Here is a 25,988-nt window from a genome sequence, read left to right as displayed (position 1 = left end):
TAACTAACGATAATTTAATATTTCAGTATTTTGATTTGAGATGCTTATTTATTTGACTAAAACTATAATATATGTCTAAATTTGGGGAAATAATAGATGTTGATATTCCAGTATTATTGGACTTCTACACAGAAGAGAATAATCAATCAAAAACCATGCATCCTATTCTTAGGGATGTTGCTGCAGCTTTAGGTGATAAAGCTAAAATTATAAAAATTGATGTTGAGAAAAATAAGGAACTCGCCGAGGCGCTTCGAGTTAAAGGCTTGCCAACTTTAATTATTTATAAAAGTGGCGAAATGAAATGGCGCCATAGTGGGGACCAAGATGCCAATACTTTGATTAATATTATTCAGGAATATGTTTAGTTGATTAATACATATTTAATAATCATCGTTCATAATTTATCTAACTTCGAACTTACCTAAGCATTTTAAACTGTTTAAGCAATACTGTGTAAAATTTTCATTTCTGTATTCAAATACCAATTTTAAATTAAATAAAAGGGTGTATGTAGCTAAAAATTAGCGAACCAATTTGTAAGCTATTGCGATCTTAGAATTTCAAACTTTTAAATTGAAAACCAGTATTAGTATAATAATCTAAAACTTTGGGAAGTACATATTGTAAATTTCGAGAGGCTTTTACACTATCATGAAAAACAATTATACTACCTTTTTTACCCGATGAGGTTACATTTTTAAGACAGGTATCTTCGGATACAGAAATGTCCCAATCGAAGGACAACACATCCCACATTACAATTTTATAACTTAAGTCTTGAATTTGTTGGCTTTGCTTAGATTTGAGTTTTCCGTAAGGTGGTCTAAATAGATTTACAATATTGACCTCGACGTCTTGTAATTGAAGTTTAGATTTTATAATATTTTCGGTTTGGATAACATCTGTTAAGTAAGCTTTTGTTTTATGTTTCCAACCTTTTAAATGGTGGTAAGTGTGGTTGCCTATGGCATGGCCATCGTTTATAATATTCTGAAAAATACCTGGGTGCTTTTCAATATTATTTCCAATACAAAAAAACGTGGCTTTTGCATTATAATCTTTTAATGTTTGAAGAACCCAATCCGTAATTTCGGGGGTAGGGCCATCATCAAAAGTTAAATAAAGTTCTTTCTCGATGGTGTCAATATTCCAGATAAAATTTGGGAACAATGTTTTTACAAAGTCTGGCGTTTTAGCTGGAATAATAGTCATGTTATTTTATAATTCAGGAATAATATTATCTACTTTATCTATAGTGTCTTTAATAGCATTCTGAATATCTACATCTTCAGGTATTTCTGGCAGTTCGTCATCGTTGTAACGACTCATTAATTCATCAAACAAGCTTAGGTAGCTATTGAAGGTTTTGGTCTCTTGGAGTGCAAAATCTTTATCGTTGTAAATCACTAATATGTCAATTAAAGCTCTGTAACGTTGAATATCTAAATAAATATCCTCTCCGACCATTAGTTCTTGGTCTTCAAGATCTAAACTGCTGTAATACACTAAGTTTTCTTGATATTTTTTGGCAACATCTTTATAAAGTTTGCGCCCTTTTTCGACCTTTCCTATTTGATAGTAGGCACTTACATAGGGTTCAAGTAAAGAGTAAAAGCCAAACTTATCTACAGGCATTTTTTCCATGGCAATGTCTGCGATTTCTTCTGCTTTATCTAGTTCGTCTTCATTGATGAGTTGTTCTATCAATCGTGCTAAATTTCCTCTATAAGTAATGCCGTTTCTTCGCGTTTCAATGTCGTAATACAGCTCTGTTCCGCTGCCTCCCCATTTCCAATTTTTAACCATATTGTACATTAGGTCTGGATCTACACGTCCCATATCATAAGGATTTGCTCTATCAACGGCTGTTTTAATCGGAACGAGTTTATAACACATACCATCGAGCTGTAAATAATCTTTTAACCAGATATAATCTTCTGCTCCAAAAGCTCCCCCTGTAAAATATATTGGTCGTTCCCAATTGTTATTAGCAATGATATCTAACATTAATAGACGGTTCTTATAAAGATAGCTGCCTCCAATTTCTGTGTAAAGCTTATCTTCTATTAAGTCTGCATCTTTTGGTTTCACAATGCCGTTTTTAAGAACCATATCTTTATTAACAGGAATACTAATGTTTTTGGAAGGAAAATAATTTGTATTCAGTAAATGTTTAGGATAAAGACTTGGGTCTTCACCTTGTCTTTCAACCACATATTTAAATTTTGTGTTTGGTTTATCACTAGAAACAAAATCCATAAAATCTTTAATTGGTATGGTGTCTTTAGTGATTTCTCTTCTAATTATAACGTCTCTTGTGCCTCCTCGATATTGGTTATGTGTCAACTGCGAAGGGATAGGGTCACTATCGTAAGCTTTACGTTTCATTTGGTCGATGTACCAATCCGTTTGAAACAAACTAGTATTAACCACTCGTACATCTGTACGTACTCCTTCTATTTCCTGTAAATACCAAAGGGGAAATGTGTCGTTATCTCCAATGGTAAATAATATGGCATTTGGCGCACAAGATTCTAAATACTTTCTTGCCATGGATTCCGTAGTGTATTTTCCAGAACGGTCATGATCATCCCAATTATTTGCGGCTAAAACACCAGGAACAATAATTATGCATACTAAAGTAATAGCAGGGGCTAAAAGTTTCGTTTTTATACTGGCTTTTAATAAATCGTAAATGGCATAAACTCCAAAACCAATCCAAATAGCAAATACATAAAACGAACCGACCACAGAATAATCGCGTTCTCTTGGTTCAAAAGGTCTAATATTGGTATAAAATTGTATAGCCAAACCTGTCAGTAAAAAGAAAACTAAAAGCACCCAAAAACGCTTTAAATCTGAATACATTAGGAAAAAGAAGCCTACTAAACCTAGTAAAAGCGGTAAAAAATAATAGGTGTTTCTAGATTTGTTTTCTAAAACATCGGTTGGTAGGTTGTCTTGAGATATACCTAAATGCAATTCGTCAATAAACGGTATACCAGAAATCCAATTTCCATTTTTGTACGTGTATTTTCCTTGGATATCGTCTTGTCGTCCTGTGAAATTCCACATAAAATAGCGCCAATACATATAGCCAAATTGATATTGAAACATGTACATTATATTATCCATAAAGGAAGGCTGTTCAATAATCAAATACTGTTGGCCATAATTTCTTAAAAATTGATTATAACCTTCATAATCAATTTCGCCTCGTGCCACTCGCATTTTAAAATCCTGAACAAGCTGATCGAATTGTTGCTTCTCTCCCAAAGCGTATTGACTCGCCTGATCTTCGGATAAGCCTGCGTTCATAGCTTCATTATAAGCACGAGTTTGTAAATTAGGATCAACTCTAAAATCAATTAAACCTGTGAACATCATGTAATTCTCTGCATGTTCGGCACTCCACATTCTAGGAAGTATGGAAGCATGTTCATGATTGTAGTTTTGTCTGCTTTTTTCCCAATCGTTAATAATTACATATTTACCCGCCTCTTCATCACGCTCAAAATTCTTTTTATCATCTATGAAAGGCTCATCTTTATCTGCGCCAGAATACACTTCTGTAAACTGGGGCCCATAAAATAAATGTGTTTCGGGATATTGTTCAAGGTTGTAATACGCTAAAAGTTCTCTGGCATCTGAAGGGTCATTTTCATTAATCACCACTTGTGCATTAGCACGAATAGGAAGCATCATCCAAGATGAAAAACCTATAAAAATAAACATGAGACAAAGTACTAATGTGTTTACATGTCTCATTTCTTTTTTACGAGTATAATTTAACCCAAAATAAAATAAACCAATAACCATTAGCCCTGTAATTATGGTTCCAGAATTAAAAGGTAGTCCAATAGAATTCACAAAAAAGACTTCTAAATAACCAAAAAGTTTTAATGTAGATGGCAATAATAATTTGAATATAAATAGTAAAATTGCTGCCGACGCAATATTGGCAATTATGAAGTTTTTAACCGTTATGGTTTTATAATTCTTAAAATAATAGAGTAGGCCAATCGCAGGAATAGTTAATAACCCCATAAAGTGAACACCAAATGATAAACCTATTACAAAAGCAATTAAAATTAGCCAACGGTTACCTCTTGGTTTGTTCATATCTTGCTCCCAACGCAAACCTAAATAAAATAGAATGGCCATAATTAAGGTGGCCATGGCATAAACCTCAGTTTCTACAGCATTAAACCAAAAGGAATCAGTAAATGTAAAGGCTAAACTGCCCACTAAAGCACTACCTAAAATGGCATACGCTTTGCTCGGGTTATCATCATTGTTATACTTAACCAGCTTTACGAGGAGTAAGGTGATTGTCCAAAACATAAATAGGATGGTAAAGGCACTGGCGACTCCACTCATCATATTCATTATCATCCCAATTTGAGACGATTCTAAAGCAAACATCGAGAAAAAAGCCCCGAACATTTGAAACAAAGGAGCACCTGGTGGATGACCAACCTGTAATTTTGAAGACGTTAAAATATATTCACCAGCATCCCAAAAACTCACGGTTGGTTCAATAGTTAGAGCGTAAACCACAACGGCTACAGCAAAAACAAACCACCCTAGGATGTTGTTCCACTTTTTAAAGTTAAAATCTGTCATGTAAAACTGTACTTATTAACGCTGGCGAATTTACTAATTATTACCTAAATGTGGACATTTTTAAGCTAACGTTAAGTATTTTAAATAATTTTTCACTTTTTTTTTGCTTAACTCAAACTTTGTTTTAAATTTGCACCCTCAAATTGAGAGATTGGCCCATGGTGTAACTGGCTAACACATCGGTTTTTGGTACCGAAGAGTCTAGGTTCGAAACCTAGTGGGCCAACCAAAGTATAAAATCCTAACCCGTTAAGAGTTAGGATTTTTTTTGTTTAATTAAAGCGAGGTTGCGTCTTTAAATATCTGGAAGTGTTAAGCGTAGCGTAAGTAAATGCTAATCAGTTAAAAAAATCTTAGTCACAATTGCTTAAGATTTTTTTGCTTTTGACTCTGTTAATGAGGGGTTGTAATTTTAATTGTAAAGCAGTTTAACCTGTTTTTATATCTTAAATGTTATTACAGGGCGCTTAGCATGGTTTACCAAATCTTCACTAATGCTACCATTAAAAAAATGAGCAATGCCTTGCCTTCCATGTGTACTAATGCCAATAAGATCTGCGTTTAAATCTTTAGATACATTTAGTATGCCTTGTTCTACAGTATTATCATTGTGAATTGTAATAGTGTAATTTTCAAAAGCTTGTCCAAAAATAAAATCATTAATTCTAGTTTTAGCTTCATAAGTTGTCAAAAAACTACCAGAAGTAATTACCAATAGTAAATGAATTTTAGCGCCAAATGCTTCTGCAAATTTAACCGCTTGCTTATACGTTTCTCTGTTGTCATTTTTAAAATCGGAAGCAAACACAAAATCAGAAATGTTAAAACTATGGTGTTCGTTTTTAATCACTAAAACGGGCACTTCAGAAGTTCTTACTACCTTTTCAGCATTAGATCCCACAAACATTTCTTTTAAACCAGATGCACCATGTGAGCCCATAACAATAAAATCGATATCTAATTCTGTGCAAGAATCTTTAATCGCATTGAATGTAATGTTTGCTTTAACAGTTTCATGTACAGTAACTCCTTGTAAATAATCTTCTGCCATAAGATTTTCGAACCTTTTTTGAGCCAATTTCATAAAAAATATAGTTTCCGGAATATCGCTTTGTGCGCTGCCTTGATCGGTTTGTTGCATCGGGATTTCCATCATATGAAGTAAGAATATTTCAGCATTATGAGCTTTAGCGAGCATAGCAGCTACTTTTAAAGCGTTTTCGGCCTGTTCTGAAAAATCGGTTGGAACTAATATTTTGTGCATTATTGATGGTTTATGTATGGTTTACTAAATTTAAGAAAATTATTCCACATTACATAACTTGGATAAATAAATTAAAATGTCGTATATTTGCACCGTTGTTTACTAAAAATAAATAAGCGAGAGGACGAAAAGTCCTCTCTTTTTATATCAAAAAATGTTTAAGAATACAGTACAGGACTTATTACAAAACGCATTAGACGAAAGGCAAGATCTATTTCTTATAGATTTTACAATGTCTGGTGATAATGCTATTAAAATCGTTATAGATGGTGATAATGGTGTTTTGGTAGAAGATTGTATGTTTGTTAGCAGAGCAATTGAGCATAATATTGACAGAGACGAACACGATTTTTCTTTAGAAGTTTTATCATCTGGTGCAGCAACTCCTTTAATTTTACCTAGACAATACCATAAGCATATAGGTAGAAATTTAGAAATTAAGACTTTAGATGGTCAAAATTTAGAAGGAGAATTAACAGCAGTAAATGATGAGGATGTGGTTTTGAAGTGGAAGGCTAGAGAGCCTAAGCCCGTAGGTAAAGGGAAAGTGACCGTAGTTAAACAAGCAAATGTTACTTTCGATAACATTAAAGAAGCAAAAGTTAAAATAAAATTTTAATTCATATCAATTATGGAAAATGTAGCGTTAATTGAATCATTTTCAGAATTTAAGGACGACAAATTAATAGATAGAGTTACGCTAATGGCGATTCTGGAAGATGTATTACGTAATGCATTGAAGAAAAAGTATGGCGATGACGATAATTTTGATATTATTATAAATCCAGATAAAGGGGATTTAGAAATATGGAGAAACCGTATTGTGGTTGCAGATGGAGAGGTTGAAGAGCCGAATCAAGAAATTGAATTGTCTGAAGCTCAAAAAATTGAACCAGATTTTGAAGTTGGTGAAGACGTTGCTGAAGAAGTGAAATTAATCGATCTTGGAAGACGTTCAATTTTAGCCTTAAGACAAAATTTAATATCTAAGATTCACGAACACGATAATACAAACATCTACAAGCACTTTAAAGAGCTTGAAGGTGAGATTTATACAGCTGAAGTTCATCATATTCGTCACAGAGCTATTATTCTGTTAGATGACGATGGCAATGAAATTATACTTCCGAAGGATAAACAAATTCCTTCAGATTTCTTCAGAAAAGGTGAAAATGTAAGAGGAATTATTGAAAGTGTAGAATTAAAAGGAAGCAAACCGGCAATTGTAATGTCCAGGACATCACCAGTGTTTTTAGAAAAGTTGTTCGAACAAGAGATTCCTGAAGTTTTTGATGGTTTAATTACGGTTAAAAAAGTAGTTCGTATTCCAGGAGAAAAAGCAAAAGTAGCTGTTGATTCTTATGATGATAGAATTGACCCGGTTGGGGCTTGTGTAGGAATGAAAGGGTCGAGAATTCATGGTATTGTACGAGAGTTAGGCAACGAAAATATTGACGTAATTAACTATACTAATAACATTCAACTATTCGTTACAAGAGCCTTAAGTCCGGCTAGAGTTACTTCGTTGAAGTTAGATGAAGAAAATTTACGTGCAGAAGTGTTGTTAAAACCAGAAGAAGTATCTAAGGCTATCGGTAGAGGTGGTCATAATATTCGTTTAGCAGGTCAGTTAACAGGTTACGAAATAGACGTATTTAGAGAAGGTGCAGAAGAAGATGTAGAGTTAAAAGAATTCTCAGATGAAATCGAAGAATGGGTAATCGCTGAATTTAGCAAAGCTGGTTTAGATACGGCAAAAAGTATTTTAGAACAAGATGTTAATGATTTGGTGAAGCGTACGGATTTAGAAGAAGAAACGATTTTAGACGTTATTAGAATTCTAAAAGAAGAATTTGAAGATTAAATATCGACTTAAATTTAAAATGAATTTTACAAATCATTTTAAAGTTGAATTGGTATCACACTAATTTTAGTTGAAAATAAGCTTTGATTTAAAATTAGTATATAATATATTTAAGTATTTTACAGGCAATTTATGGCTCAAACAAGATTAAACAAAGTATTAAGGGAATTAAATATCTCAATAGATCGTGCTGTGGATTTTTTAGAATCCAAAGGCATAGATGTTGAGAAGAGCCCAAATACTAAAATTTCGCAAGAGGTTTATGATACGCTTTCTGATGAATTTCAGACTGATGCAACGAAGCGTGAAAAAGCTCAAGAAGTTAGTGAAGCAAAACTTAAAGAAAAAGAAGAGCTTCGAGAACAAAGAGAACGCGAAATTGAAGAAAAGCAAAAGCAAAAGGCGGAAAGAGAATCTGTGGTTAAAGCTAAAGCCGAGTTAAGTGGGCCAAAGCAAGTTGGTAAAATTGACTTAGATAAAAAAGCTAAAGCAGAAAAGGAAACACCAGCTAAACCTGCAGAAGTTAAGGAAACTCCGAAAGTAGAAAAGGTAGAGAAGAAAGAAGAGACTGCACCAAAAGTTCAAGAAAAAGAGGTTCCTAAAAAAGTTGAAAGCGACAAAAAGAAAGAGACGGAGAAGGTAGAGGTCACTAAGGCTAAGGAAGAAAAACCTAAAGTTCAAGAAGCTAAGCCAGTTGAAACGAGAAAGGAAAAGCTTAGTAAAGCAGATGAAGACGGAGCTCCTGCTGAAGAAACTCTGAAAACTCAATATAAGAAACTAACTGGACCAAAGGTTGCAGGAGAAAAAATTGATCTTTCAAAGTTTAAAAAACCTAAAAAGAAAAAAGACGAGAAGTCAAGTTCAGATAATACTAATAAACGTAAGCGACGTAGAATTAGTAAAGGAGGAAATGATGCTGGTGGAAAACCAAACTTCGATAAAAGACGAGGTGGAAAAGGTCGCGGAGGTAATACGAGACCTAAAGTGGTTAAGGAAGAGCCTACTGAAGAAGATGTAAAGAAACAAATTAGAGAAACCCTTGAAAAGTTACAAGGAAAATCTAGCAAAGGAAAAGGAGCTAAGTACCGTAGAGATAAGAGAGATCAGCATAGAGAACAAACTGAAATTGATCAGGAAATTGCAGCAGCTGAAAGTAAAACGCTTAAAGTTACTGAGTTTGTAACGGTAAGCGAAGTGGCAACCATGATGGAAGTTGGGGTGACTCAAGTAATTTCGGCATGTATGTCTTTAGGGATGATGGTAACTATGAATCAAAGGTTAGATGCGGAAACATTAACAATTGTTGCAGAAGAGTTTGGTTACGATGTAGAATTCATTAAAACTGATATAGAAGAATCTATAGATGTTGCAGAAGACGATCCAAAAGATTTAAAACCAAGAGCTCCGATCGTTACTGTAATGGGTCACGTAGATCATGGTAAAACATCGTTATTAGATTATATACGTAAAGAAAATGTAATTGCAGGTGAATCTGGTGGTATTACGCAGCACATCGGTGCTTATGGAGTACAACTAGAAAACGGACAGAAAATAGCGTTTCTAGATACTCCAGGACACGAGGCCTTTACAGCGATGCGTGCTCGTGGTGCTCAAGTAACCGATATAGCAATTATTGTGGTTGCTGCGGATGATGCTATAATGCCTCAAACGAAAGAAGCCATTTCTCATGCACAGGCTGCAGGCGTACCAATTGTATTTGCTATAAATAAAATTGATAAACCAGATGCTAATCCTGAAAAGGTGAAAGAGCAATTAGCACAGATGAACCTTTTAGTAGAAGATTGGGGTGGAAAAATTCAATCTCATGATATCTCTGCTAAGGTAGGAACTGGAGTTAAAGAATTATTAGAAAAAGTATTACTTGAAGCTGAATTATTAGAACTTCAAGCAAACCCGAATAAAGCAGCAAGCGGAACCGTAGTAGAAGCTTATTTAGATAAAGGTAGAGGTTATGTTTCAACGATTTTAGTGCAAGCAGGTACTTTAAAAGTTGGTGATTATGTTTTAGCTGGAAAAAATAGTGGTAAGGTAAAAGCTATGCAAGATGAGCGCGGAAACGATGTTGATGTTGCTGGTCCTGCTACACCAGTATCTATTCTAGGTTTAGATGGTGCGCCTCAAGCTGGTGATAAATTTAACGTATTTGCAGATGAGCGTGAAGCGAAACAAATTGCGACTAAACGTACGCAATTACAACGTGAGCAGTCGGTTAGAACACAACGTCATATTACATTAGATGAGATAGGTAGACGTATTGCACTTGGTGATTTCCAAGAGTTGAATATTATTCTTAAAGGTGATGTGGATGGTTCTGTTGAAGCCTTAACAGATTCTTTCCAGAAATTATCAACTGAAGAAATTCAAGTTAATATTATACATAAAGGAGTTGGTGCCATTACAGAAAGTGATGTCTTATTAGCAACAGCGTCTGATGCGATTATCGTCGGCTTTAATGTTCGCCCTGTTGGAAACGCTAGAATGATTGCAGATAAGGAAGAAATTGATATCAGAACGTACTCAATCATCTACGCTGCTATTAACGATCTTAAGGATGCGATGGAAGGTATGTTATCTCCAGAAGTCAAAGAAGAGGTTACAGGTACTGCTGAAATAAGAGAAATTTTCAAAGTTTCTAAAGTCGGAAACATTGCAGGATGTATGGTAACTAATGGTAAAATCTTTAGAAATTCTAATATTAGAATTATTAGAGATGGGGTAGTTGTTCATACTGGTTCATTAGAAGCCTTGAAACGTTTTAAAGATGATGTTAGAGAAGTTTCTAAAGGTTACGATTGCGGTATGCAAATCAAAGGCTACAACGATATTTCAATTGGAGATGTGATAGAAGCTTTCCAAGAAGTAGAAGTTAAGAAAAAGTTGAAATAATAACATTAGAAAATAAAAAAAACCGACAAGAAATTGTCGGTTTTTTTATGAAAAAAAGTTAAAATCTAATCGTCTGTTTTAGGCTGAAAAATAATAGCGTTCATATAATTTTTTTTGATTTGAACTCCAGCACGTTCAGCTTCTAATCGTGTGGCAAAATTACCTACCCATACTTTATAGTTAGGAGTATTCCATACTATTTCTACTGGCCAATCATTATAAGTGTTTAAGAAGTTCGATTTTTCGCGTTGTGCTTTATCTGGATCTACATTTTGATAAACCTGTATTTTGTAAACTTTAGATGTTTTAATATCTTTTTTAAATTCCAATAATTTATCGATATCACTATCTTGGGTAACATTAACGGTACCTTGCTGCGCATATGCGGAAAGTGTTAATAGATAGCCTAAAATTACCAGGCATAGGGTTTTATTATTCAGTTTCATGAGTTTAAATTGTTTATAGATGTTAACAGTTGATAAGGTTTTAATATTACTTAGAATTGGATAAATTTATCAAACACACTGTAGAGTTTACTAAAATTTTAAAGCAAAGGTATAGTTTATATGGGAACAAGTACCAATTTTTTTATTGACATTTTTTATGTAAACAATTGCGCTTCAAGCCATCGATAAATACGGAACGAGTTTACCCGCAAAAAATTTCAGAATACTTTATTTAGAATTGGTATAAATTATATATTAACAGTTCTCTAAGATTTTCAAAATCGACTTTAAATGTTACTTTTGCCAGAGTTTTTATAAACATCTTTTTTCGAGTTTTTAATGAAAAAATCGTACCAAAGTTTAGAAGATAATCCAATTAATAATATGAAACAGGTGATTTACTGTGGTTTAACCTCAAAGATTTATAGTCTTTGTATTGTGCTTTTACTTACGTTTTCAACTTCACTTACAGCTCAAGAGGGTGATCCAGCAAATGGAAAATCACTTTACAATTCCAATTGTGCGGCGTGTCACAAATTAGATAGTGATATGACGGGGCCTGCGTTACGTAACGTAGAGGCAAGGTTGGCTGATGAGGAAGGTTTAGATAGAACATGGCTTACAGATTGGATTCATAATAGTTCAGCAGTCATTAAGTCTGGTGATGCCTATGGAAACAAAATATTTGCTGAATGGAATAACACAGCAATGACTCCGTTTCCTCAATTAAGCGATCAAGATATATCAGATATATTAGCCTATACAGCGCAGCCAAAAGCTGAACCTGTTGTAGCGGACGGTCCTACGGGAGTACCTGTTCAGGAGGGTGGTGTTTCAAATGATTTAATTCTTGGAGCATTAGCTTTATTATTTGCATTATTGGCAATGGCATTAATTTTAGTTAATAAAACTTTAAATCGGTTTGCTGATGCAAAAGGTATTGAGGTGCCAAGTAAGGACAAAAGAACGCCTTTATGGAAAGCGTTTGTTCAGAATCAATTTTTAGTATTGGTTACGGCAATCGTCTTTTTGTTAGCTAGTGGGTATTTTGTATACGGGTATTTTATGCAAGTTGGTGTTGATCAAGGTTACGAGCCGGTGCAACCAATTCATTATTCGCATAGAATTCATGCAGGTGATAATGGTATTGATTGTAAATATTGTCATTCTTCTGCAAGAGTGAGTAAGACTTCAGGTATTCCATCTTTAAATGTTTGTATGAACTGTCATAAGTCAATTTCAGAAGTTTCTCCAGAAACGTTAGCGGAAGGAGATGAGTACGGGGTTGATTATAATGCTGAGATTCAAAAATTATACGATGCTGTTGGATGGGATGGAACAGGTTATACTGGTGATCAGAAACCTGTAAAATGGATTCGTATTCATAATTTGCCAGACTTTGCTTATTTCAATCACTCACAACACGTTGAAGTTGGTGGTATAGAATGTCAAACCTGTCATGGACCTGTTGAAGAGATGGAAATTATGTATCAACATTCATCATTAACTATGGGATGGTGTATTAATTGTCACAGAGAGACTAACGTAAAAGTTAAGGATAACGAGTATTACACTAAAATTCACGAAGAACTATCTAAGAAGTATGGTGTTGAGCAGTTAACTGTTGCACAAATGGGTGGTTTAGAATGTGGTAAGTGTCATTATTAAATTAAATAAGAAGTAATTCAAAATTATATGTCATCAAACAAGAAATACTGGAAAAGTGTTGAAGAGCTAAACGAAAATAGCTCTATTGTTGAGGCGCTACAACAAAATGAATTTGTGGAAGCAATTCCTACAGATGAATTTTTAGGAGATAAAGAAACATTAGAATCTTCATCTACATCGCGTCGTGATTTCTTAAAGTACGTTGGTTTTAGTACTGCTGCTGCGTCATTAGCGGCTTGTGAAGGGCCAGTGATTAAGTCAATTCCCTACATAAATCAACCAACGGAAATTATTCCAGGTGTGGCTAATTATTACGCAACAACAATTGCTGATGGTTACGATTTTGCTAGTGTTTTAGTAAAGACTAGAGAGGGGAGGCCAATTAAAATAGAAAATAATACTGATGCTGGTACCAATGGTGTCGCTAATGCAAGAGTTAATGCTTCTGTTTTAGGTCTCTATGACAATCTAAGGGTGAAATCACCTATGAAAGGTGATTCAAAAATCTCTTGGGATACTTTTATGTCTGAAACCACTTCAAAACTAAATAGTCTTAATGGTAAGCAAATTGTGTTTTTAACACAATCAATGCCTAGTCCTTCTACAGATAAGCTAATCGCTACATTTAAATCGAATTTTGGTAATGTAAATCATGTAACATATGATGCTGTTTCAGAATCTGCAACTTTAGATGCTTACCAAGCGAAGTATGGCACAAGAGGAATGGCTAATTACGATTTTTCTAAAGCTAAAACAATTGTTTCTATTGGTGCTGATTTCTTAGGAGATTGGCAAGGTGGTGGTTTTGATTCTGGGTATTCGGTAAACCGAATTCCACAAAATGGAATGATGTCTAGACATATTCAGTTTGAATCTAATATGTCATTATCTGGTGCAAATGCAGATAAGCGTGTGCCATTAACACCAAGCCAACAAAAATTGGCTTTAGCGAAATTATATAGTGAAATTACAGGAAATTCTGCGGGTGGAGTTAAACTACCTGAAGGATTAGATGCAGCAATTAAAGCTGCCGCTGTAGAATTGAAAAAAGCAGGTAGCAACGGTGTCGTTGTTACTGGTATTCAAGATGTCAATGCACAGTCCGCTGTTTTAGATATAAATACCTCTTTAAGAAGTAAGGCTTTTGATCCTGGTACAACCATAAAAACTAGACTTGGTAGCGATAAAGCAGTTACACAATTAGTAGCGGATATGAAAGCTGGAAGAGTTGGTGCCATCATTATGAATGGTGTGAATCCAATGTATACACTTCCAAATGCTTCAGATTTTAAAGAAGGATTGGCTAAAACAGAATTGTCTGTGGCGTTTTCAATGAAACAAGATGAAACGTCAACCAACTGCCATTATATTGCTGCTACACCACATAACTTAGAATCTTGGGGAGATTTCGAATTTAAATCTGGTCATTATTCAATGATGCAGCCAACTATTCGTCCATTATTTGATACAAAACAGTTTCAAGACGTATTAATGGCTTGGACAGATACAACAGGAACGTATAGAGATTATATAAAGTCGGTTTGGACACAAAATGTTCTAAATGGTTCATCATTTAATCAAGCAGTTCAAGACGGCGTATTTATTACGGGTTCTGCACAAGGTGGAAGTGGTCTAAATAGATCATCTACTACAGTTGCATCGTCGACCAACAAACTAAACGATAAAAAAGATAGAACCTTCTTAGGTGGAGTTATTCATGATGTCGCTGTAGGTGTTGGAATTAAAGATGAAGACAAAGAGGAATATACAACTACAACATCTTCATCAACTACAATTAATAATGCAACAGGTAATAATACAGACGTAGCTTCTGTATTAACAGGTAGTGCTGCGGCTAGAGCTTTGGCTCAAACGGCATCGGGAACTGGTATGGAGTTATCATTATATACCAAAACGGGTATGGGTGATGGACAACAAGCCAACAATCCTTGGTTACAAGAATTTCCAGATCCGATCACAAGAACCACTTGGGATAATTACTTAACGGTTTCTAAAGCTGATGCGGATAGATTAGAATTGGAAAATTGGAATGAGGCTAATGGTGGATTAAATGGTAGCTATGCTAAAGTTTCAGTTAACGGAGCAGAAGCTATAACGGTCCCTGTTATAATTCAACCAGGACAAGCCAAAGGTTCAGTAGGATTATCATTCGGTTTTGGTAGAACGTCTAAGGCATTGAAAGAAGAAATGAAAACGGGAGTTAACGCTTATCCGTTATATCAAAATTTCAAAGATGTACAGAATGTATCTATAGAAAAAGCTGTTGGTAGTCATGAGTTTGCTTGTGTGCAGTTGCATAATACCTTAATGGGACGTGGTGACATTATAAAAGAAACTAACTTAGAGGTATTTAATACTTACAAATATAACGACCATAAACATGGTTGGAATAAGACTCCTCAAGTTTCTTTAAACCATATAGAAACTCCGGTAACTTCTCCAGATGTAGATTTATGGGATGAGTTTGATCGTTCAGTTGGGCATCATTTTAATTTATCAATTGATTTAAATGCTTGTACAGGATGTGGAGCATGTGTTATTGCATGTCACGCTGAAAACAATGTGCCTGTAGTCGGTAAGTCAGAAATGAGACGTAGTAGAGATATGCACTGGTTGCGTATAGATAGATACTATTCTTCGGAAGATTCATTTGAAAGTGATCTTGAGAAAAAGGAAAATATTTCAGGATTAGGTAGTTCATTAAGTGAGTTTGGTGAATTGGAAAATCCTGCAGATAATCCACAAGTTGTTTTTCAACCTGTAATGTGTCAGCATTGTAATCACGCTCCTTGTGAAACTGTTTGTCCGGTAGCAGCAACTGCTCACGGTCGTCAAGGTCAGAATCACATGGCGTATAACCGTTGTGTTGGTACACGTTACTGTGCTAATAACTGTCCATATAAAGTTCGTCGTTTCAACTGGTTCTTATATAATAAGAATGATGAGTTCGACTACTATATGAATGATGATTTAGGTCGTATGGTATTGAATCCAGATGTTACAGTAAGATCTCGTGGTGTTATGGAGAAATGTTCTATGTGTATTCAAAAGACACAAAAAACTATTCTCGATGCTAAACGTGAAGGACGATTGGTTAAAGATGGTGAATTCCAAACAGCTTGTTCTGCAGCATGTGGAAACGGAGCTATGGTATTTGGAGATATCAATGATAAAGACAGTAAAATTACTGCATTAAAAGAAGATGATCGTATGTATCACTTGTTAGAGTATGTTGGAACTAAACCTAACGTAATTTATCAAACAAAAGTGAGAAACACATCAAAAGCGTAAATAATAAAGAAACAAGTATATAATTATGGCGTCTCATTACGAAGCACCTATTAGAAGACCTTTAGTTACTGGCGAAAAATCGTACCACGATGTTACAGTTGATGTAGCAAGACCAGTTGAAGGCAAAGCCAACAGAGCATGGTGGATTGTTTTTAGCATTGCTTTGGTAGCATTCCTTTGGGGAATAGGTTGTATTATTTATACCATATCTACAGGTATTGGAGTTTGGGGTCTTAATAAGACCGTCAACTGGGCTTGGGATATTACTAACTTCGTTTGGTGGGTTGGTATTGGTCACGCAGGAACATTAATTTCTGCCGTACTTCTACTATTTCGTCAGAAATGGAGAATGGCAATTAACCGATCGGCAGAGGCGATGACAATTTTCTCCGTTGTTCAAGCTGGTTTATTTCCTATTATTCACATGGGTCGTCCATGGTTAGCATATTGGGTATTACCAATTCCGAATCAGTTTGGGTCATTATGGGTTAACTTTAACTCACCATTACTGTGGGATGTATTTGCAATTTCTACGTATTTATCGGTTTCATTAGTATTCTGGTGGACAGGTTTATTACCAGATTTTGCGATGTTAAGAGATAGAGCGGTTAAACCTTTTCAAAAGAAAATATATGCTTTAGTAAGTTTCGGTTGGTCGGGTAGAGCAAAAGATTGGCAACGTTTCGAAGAAGTATCTTTAGTACTTGCTGGTCTAGCAACACCATTAGTACTGTCCGTACACACTATTGTATCTTTTGATTTCGCAACGTCGGTGATTCCAGGTTGGCATACAACAATTTTCCCTCCTTATTTTGTGGCAGGTGCTGTATTCTCAGGATTTGCTATGGTGAATACGCTATTAATTATTATGAGAAAAGTGTGTAATCTTGAAGATTACATTACTGTGCAACACATTGAATTAATGAACATAGTCATTATGATTACAGGTTCAATTGTTGGTGTGGCTTATATTACAGAGTTATTTATTGCCTGGTATTCTGGAGTAGAATATGAACAGTATGCGTTCCTAAACAGAGCTACAGGTCCTTATTGGTGGGCATATTGGGCGATGATGTCTTGTAATGTGTTCTCACCTCAGTTTATGTGGTTTAAGAAACTAAGAACGAGTATTATGTTCTCATTCTTTATCTCAATTGTTGTAAACATAGGTATGTGGTTTGAGCGTTTCGTTATTATTGTAACGTCATTACACAGAGATTATTTACCATCATCATGGACGATGTTCTCACCAACCTTTGTGGATATTGGAATTTTCATAGGAACAATAGGATTCTTCTTCGTATTATTCTTATTGTATTCTCGAACATTCCCAGTAATTGCACAGGCAGAAGTTAAGACAATTTTAAAATCTTCTGGTGAACGTTATAAGCGAATAAGAGAGAATGGAGACTCACTTGCCGGCACTGGTGCAGATGATAGAACATCTCAATTTAAACTTCCTGAAACAACGACAGCTTCAAAACCATTACAAGATGATGAAGAAAAACTTGGTAACCTTTTAGAAGGTGTCGGTCGATTTGATCCTGAAGTTCAAACACCTGATGATTTAAAAGTGATAACTGGTATTGGTCTGAAAATGGAAGACGTACTTAACACATTAGGAATTTATACTTATGCCCAAGTAAGTAAAATGACAAAAAGAGAATATGACTTGTTAGATGAAATTACAGGATCTTTCCCAGGGAGAGCAGAACGTGATGATTGGTCAGGACAAGCTAAAAATTTATTAAACAACTAATATAGTCTATGGAAACTTCGAAAGTAATTCATGCTATTTATACAGATGATGATATCTTAATGTCGGCCGTTAAAAAGGTGAAGGCAGAGAGACATCATATTGAAGAAATATATACTCCTTTTCCAGTTCATGGACTAGACAAAGCAATGGGATTAGCACCTACACGTTTAGCAATTACAGCATTTTTATATGGTTGTGTTGGTTTAACAGTAGCAATTACCATGATGAATTTTATAATGATTGAAGATTGGCCACAAGATATTGGGGGTAAACCAAGTTTCAGTTATATAGAAAATATGCCAGCATTCGTTCCTATTATGTTTGAACTTACGGTATTCTTTGCAGCTCACTTAATGGTTATTACGTTTTATTTGAGAAGTAGAATGTGGCCATTTAAAAAAGCAGAAAATCCAGATCCAAGAACAACAGATGACCATTTCTTAATGGAGATTGCTATTCACCACAATGAAGATGCATTATTATCGCTTTTAAAGGGAACTGGAGCTGCTGAAATAAATATTGTAGATAAAGAAGAAGATGCACATTAATATGAAGACAGCCGCAAAATATATTGTAATAACAGTACTTTTGGTAAGCTTTGTGTCTTGCCAAAAAACTTCGAGCCGTAACTATCAGTACATGCCTAATATGTATGAGTCTGTTGGTTATGAAACATATCAAGAATCTGACGCATTTGGAAATGGTGTGGAAGCCCAGTTACCTGCTGAAGGGTCTATTCCAAGAGGTGATTTTATGCCATTTGAGATTGAAAATACAAACGAAGGCTTTGCATATGCTAAAGCTAATTTATCTAGTCCTTTAGATTCCACACAAGTTGATTATGCTAAAGGTGGACCATTATATGCCATTTATTGTGGTATTTGCCATGGATCTAAAGGAGACGGTAAAGGTAAATTAGTGCAACGCGAAAAGATTTTAGGTGTTCCTAGTTATTCAGATGTTGGTAGAGCAATCACAACGGGTAGTATTTATCATGTAATTTATTATGGTAAAAACACTATGGGTTCTTATGCAAACCAATTGAATGAAGAAGAGCGTTGGCAAGTAGTTGCTTACGTTGAGAAACTGAAGGCAGATTTAGAAAAATAAGATTTAGATAAAGATTATATAAATGGAATATAAAATTTCAAATCGATTAAGAATAGGTGCTATAGTTTTAATAGTTTTAGGACTATTAGGAGTGGGATATGGCTTTATTGATTCCCATCAATATGAAACGGTTGAGGACGTTAAAGAGCTACTAGCAAATGAATCTCATCATGATACTCATGCAAATGAAGAACATGCAGAAGAGGTTCATGAAGAATCACATGTTAGTGACAATATTGGGGAAGAAGCACATGGTGCAGAACATGCAGAAGAAGGACATGGCATGAGTCACGAGGAGCATGTATTACATCAAATACATAACAGACCTTATTCTGCATTATATATTGCTGCTTTCTTTTTCTTCATGATAGCTTTAGGAGTTTTAGCTTTTTACGCGGTTCAGTACGCATCTCAATCAGGTTGGTCACCAGTACTTTTTAGAGTAATGGAAGGTATAACTTCCTATGTATTGCCTGGTGGTATACTAGTGTTATTAATTGCATTTATTGCAGATAGTCATTTATTTATCTGGTTAACTGATGGCATGACTACAGAGGGTAGTGATAATTATGATGCCTTAGTAGCTGGAAAATCTGGATGGTTAAATAAAACCGGTTTTTTTATTAGAGGTTTAATATTTTTGGCGGGGTGGTCTGCTTATCGATATTTCTCGCGAAAATTTTCAATTGCACAAGATAATGCAGATATTAACGATAATAGAAATTTTAAAAAGAACTTTAGAATTTCTGCAGCGTTCTTAGTATTCTTTATCTATACAGAATCTATGATGTCTTGGGATTGGATTATGAGTGTAGATCCACATTGGTTTAGTACATTGTTTGGATGGTATCTATTAGCGGGTATGCTTGTATGTGGTGTTACCACAATTGCTATGATCGCAATATATTTAAAGTCTAAAGGGTTACTAGAATATGTTAATGATAGCCATATACATGATTTAGCTAAATTTATGTTCGGTTTTAGTATTTTCTGGACCTACTTATGGTTCTCTCAATTTATGTTAATATGGTATTCTAATATACCGGAAGAAGTTACATATTTCGTGACGCGTATTGAAGATTATAACTTACCATTCTTTGGTATGATAGTAATGAATTTTATTTTCCCGCTATTGTTATTAATGAATAGCGATTACAAACGTATTAATTGGTTTGTAATGATGGCTGGTATAGTAATTTTATGCGGTCACTATATTGACATATTCAATATGATTATGCCTGCAACAGTAGGAGATAGATGGTTTATCGGAATTCCTGAAATAGGATCGATATTATTATTTGGTGGCATATTTTTGTTCATCGTATTTACTGCACTTGGCAAATATCCATTATTACCAAAAGGAAATCCATTTATTAAGGAAAGTAAAAATTTCCATTATTAATTTTAAATAAGAAAAGAAACGATAATGACGGCTTTATTAACGATTATAATTGTACTCTTTGCAGCTATTGCCATATGGCAAATGGTAAAGATATTTGATTTGGCTCAAGTTGGCACAACAAATAATTCCCAAGTTGCAGACGACCATGATAACAAAATTAATGGTTATTTAATGATAGGATTTTTAATTTTTATCTATGTAATAACAATTCTTAGTTTTTGGTATTTAGGTGATTTACCGTTGATGTCTAATTCGGCATCAGAACACGGTGATGAATTAGATAATTTAATGATTATATCCATGGTCATTATTTTTATTGTGCAAACATTAACGCAGTTTATATTGCATTATTTTGCTTATAAGTACAGAGGAGAAAAAGGTAAAAAAGCATTATTCTATGCTGACAACAATACCTTAGAATTTATCTGGACGATTATTCCTGTAATTGTATTAGCAGGTTTAATTATATATGGTTTATTCACGTGGAATGATATTATGAATATCGATGAAGATGAAGACCCTATGGTTATAGAATTATACGCTCAGCAATTTAATTGGACGGCACGCTATAGTGGTAATGACAATGTGTTAGGTAAAGCCAATGTAAGATTGATTGATATAGATCGTGCCAATGTATTAGGAATTGATGAGGACGACCCCAACGCTAAAGATGACGTAATCGTGAAAGAACTACATCTTCCTGTAGGACAGCCAGTGGTATTCAAAATGCGTTCTCAAGATGTATTGCACTCTGCCTTTATGCCTCACTTTAGAGCTCAAATGAATACGGTTCCAGGTATGGTAACACAATTTGCTTTTACACCTACCGTAACCACTGCAGAAATGCGTGAGAATCCAGATATAATCGAAAAAGTTCAGAACATTAATGCGCTCAGAAAAGAAAGAAAAGCTGAGATAGAAGAAGCTGGGCAAGAGTTAGTCTATGAATTCGATTACTTGTTATTATGTAATAAAATTTGTGGTACATCACATTATAATATGCAGATGAAAATTATTGTAGAAACTCAAGAAGAGTATGATGCATGGATGAAAGAGCAAACAACCTTCCCTAATTCATTAAACTAAAAGAATTTTTTTAAGAAAAGATAAAAGAGATTATGTCAGCAACTATAGATACACACGGTCACGACGACGACCACGACGTACATCATCATAAAGAAACATTTGTAACAAAGTATATTTTTAGCCAAGATCACAAAATGATCGCTAAGCAATATCTAGTTACAGGAACAATAATGGGAGTTATTGGTGTTTTAATGTCTATTATGTTTCGTATGCAAATTGCTTGGCCCGAAGAGCCAAACGTATTGTTTGAGGCATTGTTAGGAAAATGGGCGCCAGGTGGCGTCATGGATGCTGATATTTATTTAGCATTAGTTACCATACATGGTACTATCATGGTATTCTTTGTACTAACGGCTGGTCTTAGTGGTACATTTAGTAACCTCTTGATTCCGTTGCAAATTGGAGCGCGAGATATGGCATCTGGATTTTTAAATATGGTGTCTTATTGGTTATTCTTTGTGTCTTGTGTTATAATGATTTGTTCATTATTTGTTGAAGCCGGACCGGCAGCTGCAGGTTGGACTATCTACCCTCCATTATCTGCATTGCCAATGGCATCAGGTGGTTCTGGATTAGGTATGACGTTATGGCTAATCTCAATGGCTATATTCATAGCATCGTCATTATTAGGTTCATTAAACTATATTGTAACTATAATTAATTTACGTACTAAAGGAATGTCAATGACAAGATTGCCATTAACTATTTGGACGTTCTTTGTTACAGCTATCTTGGGGGTAGTATCATTTCCTGTATTATTATCTGCGGCATTGTTGTTAATTATGGATAGAAGTTTTGGAACGTCATTCTTTTTATCAGATATATTTATTCAAGGTGAAGTATTACATTACCAAGGAGGATCACCAGTTTTATTTGAGCATTTATTTTGGTTCTTAGGACACCCTGAAGTATACATAGTTATTTTACCTGCCATGGGATTAGTGTCTGAAATTATGGCTAGTAGCTCACGTAAACCAATATTTGGATATCGTGCTATGATCGCATCTGTATTAGCTATTGGATTCTTGTCTACTATTGTTTGGGGACACCATATGTTCATTTCGGGTATGAATCCGTTTTTAGGATCTGTATTTACATTTACAACCCTATTGATTGCTATACCGTCGGCTGTAAAAGCTTTTAACTGGATTACAACCTTATGGAAAGGGAACTTGCAAATGAATCCGGCTATGCTCTTCTCTATTGGTTTTGTTTCTACTTTTATTACAGGTGGGTTAACAGGAATTATATTGGGTGATAGCGCATTAGATATTAACGTTCACGATACTTATTTTGTAATTGCACACTTCCATTTAGTAATGGGAATTTCTGCACTATATGGTATGTTTGCGGGTATTTATCATTGGTATCCAAGAATGTATGGTAGAATGATGAACAAGAACTTAGGATATTTACATTTTTGGATTACGGCCATCTGTGCGTACGGTGTATTTTTCCCAATGCACTTTATAGGAATGGCAGGTTTACCAAGACGTTATTATACCAATTCTAATTTTCCTTTATTTGATGATTTAGCAAATGCCAATGTGGTAATTACCATTTTTGCAATCATAGGAGGTATAGCACAAATTATCTATTTATATAACTTCTTTGCAAGTATGTTCTTTGGTAAGAAATCTGAACAAAATCCATGGAAATCTACTACATTAGAATGGACAGCACCTGTTAAGCATATTCATGGTAACTGGCCTGGTGCCATACCTCACGTTTACCGTTGGTCTTACGATTATAGTAAGCCAGGTTATGAAGAAGATTTTGTGCCGCAGAATATACCGATGAAAGAAGGCGAGGAAGAATTACAGCATTAAATCATTCGCATAAGCGAGTATCTAATATTAGTTTAAAAAGACCTTTGGAAAGCCTATAATTTCCAAAGGTCTTTTTCGTTATATTTGCTTTAAGGTAAATTCTATGCGCCAAGCCTGTGACGTTACTTAAACTTTACAGGTTTTTAACGATAATATAAAGATCCGGTTTTACGGAAAATAAAAAAGATTCCCACTTTCGTAGGAACTAAATATGAATGAAAACTTAAATCCATACAACGATAACTTCACGCCAGAAGAACAAGATGTCGAAAAGAAATTAAGACCCTTAACCTTTGAAGACTTTACAGGTCAAGATCAAGTATTAGAAAATTTATTGGTTTTTGTACAAGCGGCAAATCTTAGAGAGGAAGCTTTAGACCATACTTTATTTCACGGCCCTCCAGGATTAGGAAAAACAACTTTAGCACATATATTGGCTAATGAATTAGATGTTGGTATTAAAGTGACTTCAGGACCTGTTTTAGATAAGCCAGGTGACTTAGCAGGTCTATTAACTAATCTTGAAGATAGAGATGTTTTATTTATAGATGAAATCCATCGTTTAAGTCCAATTGTAGAAGAGTATTTATATTCTGCTATGGAAGACTATAAGATTGATATTATGATTGAATCTGGTCCCAATGCCAGAACCGTTCAAATCAATTTAAATCCTTTTACCCTAGTTGGTGCAACCACAAGATCTGGCTTACTTACAGCGCCAATGCGTGCTCGTTTTGGCATTAGTAGCCGATTACAATATTATAAAACAGAATTGTTAACTTCAATTGTGCAACGTAGTGCTTCGATATTAAATATGCCTATTTCTATGGAAGCTGCCATTGAAATCGCCGGAAGAAGTAGAGGCACACCTCGTATTGCTAATGCATTATTAAGGCGGGTAAGAGATTTTGCGCAAATAAAAGGGAATGGAAAAATAGATATTGAAATTGCTAAATTTGCGCTAAAAGCACTTAATGTAGATGCTTATGGACTAGATGAAATGGACAATAAAATCCTAATTACAATTATTGACAAATTTAAAGGTGGACCAGTTGGTATCAGCACTATTGCCACAGCTGTAAGTGAAAGTACTGAAACCATAGAAGAAGTTTATGAACCCTTTCTTATTCAGCAAGGTTTTATCATGCGAACACCTAGAGGTAGGGAAGTTACAGAACAAGCGTATAAACATTTAGGCAAAATGAAAGGCCCTACGCAAGGAGGGTTATTCTAAATATTACGGTAACTTCAATTTTCGATATCGCAATATGAAGGAATTAAAAACGCTGTTAAAGACTATTAAAACCTGAAGCTTTGAACTCAAAAAGAAACATACCTACAGTCCCACTTAACCGATTTATTAAGCATTCCTTAGAAATTTTAAAAAATCCGCTGCCCTTTCATCATCAAAATTTTGAGGAACAAGGAGACGTTTTTAGATTAAAAATAGGATTAAGAAATAGTGTGATTTTTGTTCGAGATGCGGCGTTTGCAGAATATGTACTTCAAAAAAATCAACGAAATTATACCAAATCAAAAATTCAAACCGAAGATTTAGTAAAGTATGTAGGCAAAGGTTTGTTGACTTCTGAAGGTGAGCATTGGAAAAAACAACGGAAACTCATTCAACCAGCTTTTCATAAAAAACAATTAGAAAATCTTTTGGGAAGTATTAAAAATGCGATTCTTTCGGAATACCAAAAAATAACACCAAATGAGGTTATTGATGTATTTCCTATTCTTAATGATTTAGCTTTTCAAACAGTGGTTAAATCGTTGTTCAGTAGTGCCGCTGACCAAGATGATATTAATAGGCTTCAATATATTACTGAGGCTGCTCAGAAAATGTTGGTTAAAGAGTTGCGCCAACCGTATTTGGGTTGGTGGTTTAATATTAGTGGCGAAATTCAAAAGTATATTGATCTCACACAAGAAGCGCGACAAATCTTAAAACGAATCGTCAACGAACGAAGAGCTTCAGCTATTAAAGAACACGATTTATTAGATATGCTGTTAGATGCCAAATATGACGATGGCAATGCCATGGAAGAAGAGCAGCTTATTGACGAAATTCTGATTCTGTTTACAGCTGGCCACGAAACGACCTCGAATGCCTTAACCTTTACAACACAATTGTTGGCATTGCATCCAGAATGGCAAGAAAAAATTTTTAAAGAACGTGCAGAATTAAAACAAGAATCGGAAAATTTAATGGATTTGGTCACTAAATCCAAAATCTGCCAACAGGTGATTGAGGAAGCCATGCGACTGTATCCACCTGTTTATTTTATAGACCGGGTAAATAAAGATCCAGATACGTTTAACGACATGGACTTCGAAGCCGGTTCCAATCTTTTATTTTCGGTTTACGAAATCCATCGACACCCAAAACTATGGGATCAACCCAACCGTTTTATACCAGAACGGTTTAATGAAGGCGGCCGGAAATTTTCATCGCAATATTTTCCATTTGGTGCAGGTCCAAGAAAATGTATTGGAAATAATTTTGCGATGTTTGAAATGATTATTGCGATTTCAGAATTGGTTTCTAACTATAAAATGCATCCTAATTTTGAGGCTATAGAAATAACACCATTAATATCCTTAAAACCTAAAAATGCTTTGCTTCGATTTGAAAAACGGTAAATGATTTAGATGCGTTTATTAAAGCCTACGAACTAAAAATTCACTAACTTTAATTTTTGTTAATCA

Annotated in this window: 18 protein-coding genes and 1 tRNA gene; 15 read left to right on the top strand and 4 right to left on the bottom strand. The window is 34.7% G+C overall.

What is annotated here, in order from left to right:
• Nucleotides 1-71 precede the first annotated feature (71 nt).
• The gene (locus QMA06_RS00145; RefSeq protein WP_290204856.1) at nt 72-368 is read left to right on the top strand and encodes a thioredoxin family protein; all 297 of its coding nucleotides are present in this window, start codon (nt 72-74) and stop codon (nt 366-368) included.
• A gap of 187 nt (nt 369-555) precedes the next feature.
• Here the strand turns inward: QMA06_RS00145 and QMA06_RS00140 are convergent, their stop codons facing one another.
• Nucleotides 556-1,215 (bottom strand): polysaccharide deacetylase family protein, encoded by a 660-nt coding sequence (locus QMA06_RS00140; protein WP_290204855.1) that lies wholly within the window; start codon nt 1,213-1,215, stop codon nt 556-558.
• 6 nt (nt 1,216-1,221) lie between these two features.
• Nucleotides 1,222-4,629, bottom strand: a complete 3,408-nt coding sequence (locus tag QMA06_RS00135; RefSeq protein ID WP_290204854.1) for a glycosyltransferase family 117 protein — start codon at nt 4,627-4,629, stop codon at nt 1,222-1,224.
• A gap of 152 nt (nt 4,630-4,781) precedes the next feature.
• Between QMA06_RS00135 and QMA06_RS00130 the strand changes: the two genes are divergently transcribed.
• Nucleotides 4,782-4,858 (top strand) — tRNA-Gln (locus tag QMA06_RS00130).
• 210 nt (nt 4,859-5,068) lie between these two features.
• Here the strand turns inward: QMA06_RS00130 and QMA06_RS00125 are convergent.
• On the bottom strand, nt 5,069-5,893 hold the full coding sequence (locus QMA06_RS00125) for a universal stress protein (protein ID WP_290204853.1): 825 nt from the start codon (nt 5,891-5,893) through the stop codon (nt 5,069-5,071).
• A 154-nt stretch (nt 5,894-6,047) separates the two neighbouring features.
• On the opposite strand from QMA06_RS00125, the gene rimP reads away from it, so the two are divergent.
• From rimP to infB, 3 genes are all read left to right on the top strand, one after another.
• Entirely contained in the window at nt 6,048-6,512 is a 465-nt protein-coding gene (gene rimP / locus QMA06_RS00120; protein WP_290204852.1) for a ribosome assembly cofactor RimP, read from the top strand.
• 12 nt (nt 6,513-6,524) lie between these two features.
• Nucleotides 6,525-7,757 (top strand): transcription termination factor NusA, encoded by a 1,233-nt coding sequence (gene nusA, locus QMA06_RS00115; RefSeq protein WP_290204851.1) that lies wholly within the window; start codon nt 6,525-6,527, stop codon nt 7,755-7,757.
• A 132-nt stretch (nt 7,758-7,889) separates the two neighbouring features.
• On the top strand, nt 7,890-10,664 hold the full coding sequence (gene infB, locus QMA06_RS00110; RefSeq protein WP_290204850.1) for a translation initiation factor IF-2: 2,775 nt from the start codon (nt 7,890-7,892) through the stop codon (nt 10,662-10,664).
• 65 nt (nt 10,665-10,729) lie between these two features.
• On the opposite strand, the gene QMA06_RS00105 is transcribed toward infB, so the two are convergent.
• Nucleotides 10,730-11,110: an SPOR domain-containing protein gene (locus tag QMA06_RS00105; RefSeq protein WP_290204849.1), complete on the bottom strand. Its 381-nt coding sequence runs from the start codon at nt 11,108-11,110 to the stop codon at nt 10,730-10,732.
• Between the two features lie 384 nt (nt 11,111-11,494).
• Here QMA06_RS00105 and QMA06_RS00100 point away from each other — a divergent pair, with 384 nt between their 5' ends.
• From QMA06_RS00100 to QMA06_RS00055, 10 genes are all read left to right on the top strand, one after another.
• On the top strand, nt 11,495-12,778 hold the full coding sequence (locus QMA06_RS00100; protein ID WP_290205743.1) for a c-type cytochrome: 1,284 nt from the start codon (nt 11,495-11,497) through the stop codon (nt 12,776-12,778).
• A 27-nt stretch (nt 12,779-12,805) separates the two neighbouring features.
• Complete coding sequence (locus QMA06_RS00095; protein ID WP_290204848.1) at nt 12,806-16,090, top strand: TAT-variant-translocated molybdopterin oxidoreductase; 3,285 nt, start codon at nt 12,806-12,808, stop codon at nt 16,088-16,090.
• 25 nt (nt 16,091-16,115) lie between these two features.
• Nucleotides 16,116-17,849, top strand: a complete 1,734-nt coding sequence (gene nrfD / locus QMA06_RS00090; RefSeq protein WP_290204847.1) for an NrfD/PsrC family molybdoenzyme membrane anchor subunit — start codon at nt 16,116-16,118, stop codon at nt 17,847-17,849.
• 8 nt (nt 17,850-17,857) lie between these two features.
• Nucleotides 17,858-18,397, top strand: coding sequence for a DUF3341 domain-containing protein (locus QMA06_RS00085; protein WP_290204846.1), 540 nt, complete (start codon nt 17,858-17,860; stop codon nt 18,395-18,397).
• A gap of 1 nt (nt 18,398) precedes the next feature.
• On the top strand, nt 18,399-18,959 hold the full coding sequence (locus QMA06_RS00080; protein ID WP_290204845.1) for a c-type cytochrome: 561 nt from the start codon (nt 18,399-18,401) through the stop codon (nt 18,957-18,959).
• Between the two features lie 22 nt (nt 18,960-18,981).
• Complete coding sequence (locus tag QMA06_RS00075) at nt 18,982-20,361, top strand: quinol:cytochrome C oxidoreductase (protein WP_290204844.1); 1,380 nt, start codon at nt 18,982-18,984, stop codon at nt 20,359-20,361.
• 24 nt (nt 20,362-20,385) lie between these two features.
• Nucleotides 20,386-21,447 carry a cytochrome c oxidase subunit II gene (locus tag QMA06_RS00070; protein WP_290204843.1) on the top strand — a complete coding sequence of 354 codons (1,062 nt, stop codon included), beginning with the start codon at nt 20,386-20,388 and terminating at the stop codon, nt 21,445-21,447.
• A gap of 32 nt (nt 21,448-21,479) precedes the next feature.
• On the top strand, nt 21,480-23,276 hold the full coding sequence (locus tag QMA06_RS00065; RefSeq protein WP_290204842.1) for a cytochrome c oxidase subunit I: 1,797 nt from the start codon (nt 21,480-21,482) through the stop codon (nt 23,274-23,276).
• 211 nt (nt 23,277-23,487) lie between these two features.
• Complete coding sequence (ruvB, locus tag QMA06_RS00060; protein WP_290204841.1) at nt 23,488-24,510, top strand: Holliday junction branch migration DNA helicase RuvB; 1,023 nt, start codon at nt 23,488-23,490, stop codon at nt 24,508-24,510.
• Nucleotides 24,511-24,590: 80 nt separating this feature from the next.
• Nucleotides 24,591-25,922, top strand: coding sequence for a cytochrome P450 (locus QMA06_RS00055; protein WP_290204840.1), 1,332 nt, complete (start codon nt 24,591-24,593; stop codon nt 25,920-25,922).
• Nucleotides 25,923-25,988: the final 66 nt, after the last annotated feature.

It is taken from the genome of Winogradskyella bathintestinalis, from assembly GCF_030407435.1.
GTDB classification, from domain to species: Bacteria; Bacteroidota; Bacteroidia; order Flavobacteriales; family Flavobacteriaceae; genus Winogradskyella; species Winogradskyella bathintestinalis.
This window is presented reverse-complemented; position numbering and strand designations above follow the sequence as displayed.

Bases quoted from the DNA above. Each gene is read 5' to 3' on its own strand.
- QMA06_RS00145 (WP_290204856.1), top strand. From the start codon at position 72: ATGTCTAAATTTGGGGAAATAATAGATGTTGATATTCCAGTATTATTG.
- QMA06_RS00140 (WP_290204855.1), bottom strand. From the start codon at position 1,215: ATGACTATTATTCCAGCTAAAACGCCAGACTTTGTAAAAACATTGTTC.
- QMA06_RS00135 (WP_290204854.1), bottom strand. From the start codon at position 4,629: ATGACAGATTTTAACTTTAAAAAGTGGAACAACATCCTAGGGTGGTTT.
- QMA06_RS00125 (WP_290204853.1), bottom strand. From the start codon at position 5,893: ATGCACAAAATATTAGTTCCAACCGATTTTTCAGAACAGGCCGAAAAC.
- rimP (WP_290204852.1), top strand. From the start codon at position 6,048: ATGTTTAAGAATACAGTACAGGACTTATTACAAAACGCATTAGACGAA.
- nusA (WP_290204851.1), top strand. From the start codon at position 6,525: ATGGAAAATGTAGCGTTAATTGAATCATTTTCAGAATTTAAGGACGAC.
- infB (WP_290204850.1), top strand. From the start codon at position 7,890: ATGGCTCAAACAAGATTAAACAAAGTATTAAGGGAATTAAATATCTCA.
- QMA06_RS00105 (WP_290204849.1), bottom strand. From the start codon at position 11,110: ATGAAACTGAATAATAAAACCCTATGCCTGGTAATTTTAGGCTATCTA.
- QMA06_RS00100 (WP_290205743.1), top strand. From the start codon at position 11,495: ATGAAACAGGTGATTTACTGTGGTTTAACCTCAAAGATTTATAGTCTT.
- QMA06_RS00095 (WP_290204848.1), top strand. From the start codon at position 12,806: ATGTCATCAAACAAGAAATACTGGAAAAGTGTTGAAGAGCTAAACGAA.
- nrfD (WP_290204847.1), top strand. From the start codon at position 16,116: ATGGCGTCTCATTACGAAGCACCTATTAGAAGACCTTTAGTTACTGGC.
- QMA06_RS00085 (WP_290204846.1), top strand. From the start codon at position 17,858: ATGGAAACTTCGAAAGTAATTCATGCTATTTATACAGATGATGATATC.
- QMA06_RS00080 (WP_290204845.1), top strand. From the start codon at position 18,399: ATGAAGACAGCCGCAAAATATATTGTAATAACAGTACTTTTGGTAAGC.
- QMA06_RS00075 (WP_290204844.1), top strand. From the start codon at position 18,982: ATGGAATATAAAATTTCAAATCGATTAAGAATAGGTGCTATAGTTTTA.
- QMA06_RS00070 (WP_290204843.1), top strand. From the start codon at position 20,386: ATGACGGCTTTATTAACGATTATAATTGTACTCTTTGCAGCTATTGCC.
- QMA06_RS00065 (WP_290204842.1), top strand. From the start codon at position 21,480: ATGTCAGCAACTATAGATACACACGGTCACGACGACGACCACGACGTA.
- ruvB (WP_290204841.1), top strand. From the start codon at position 23,488: ATGAATGAAAACTTAAATCCATACAACGATAACTTCACGCCAGAAGAA.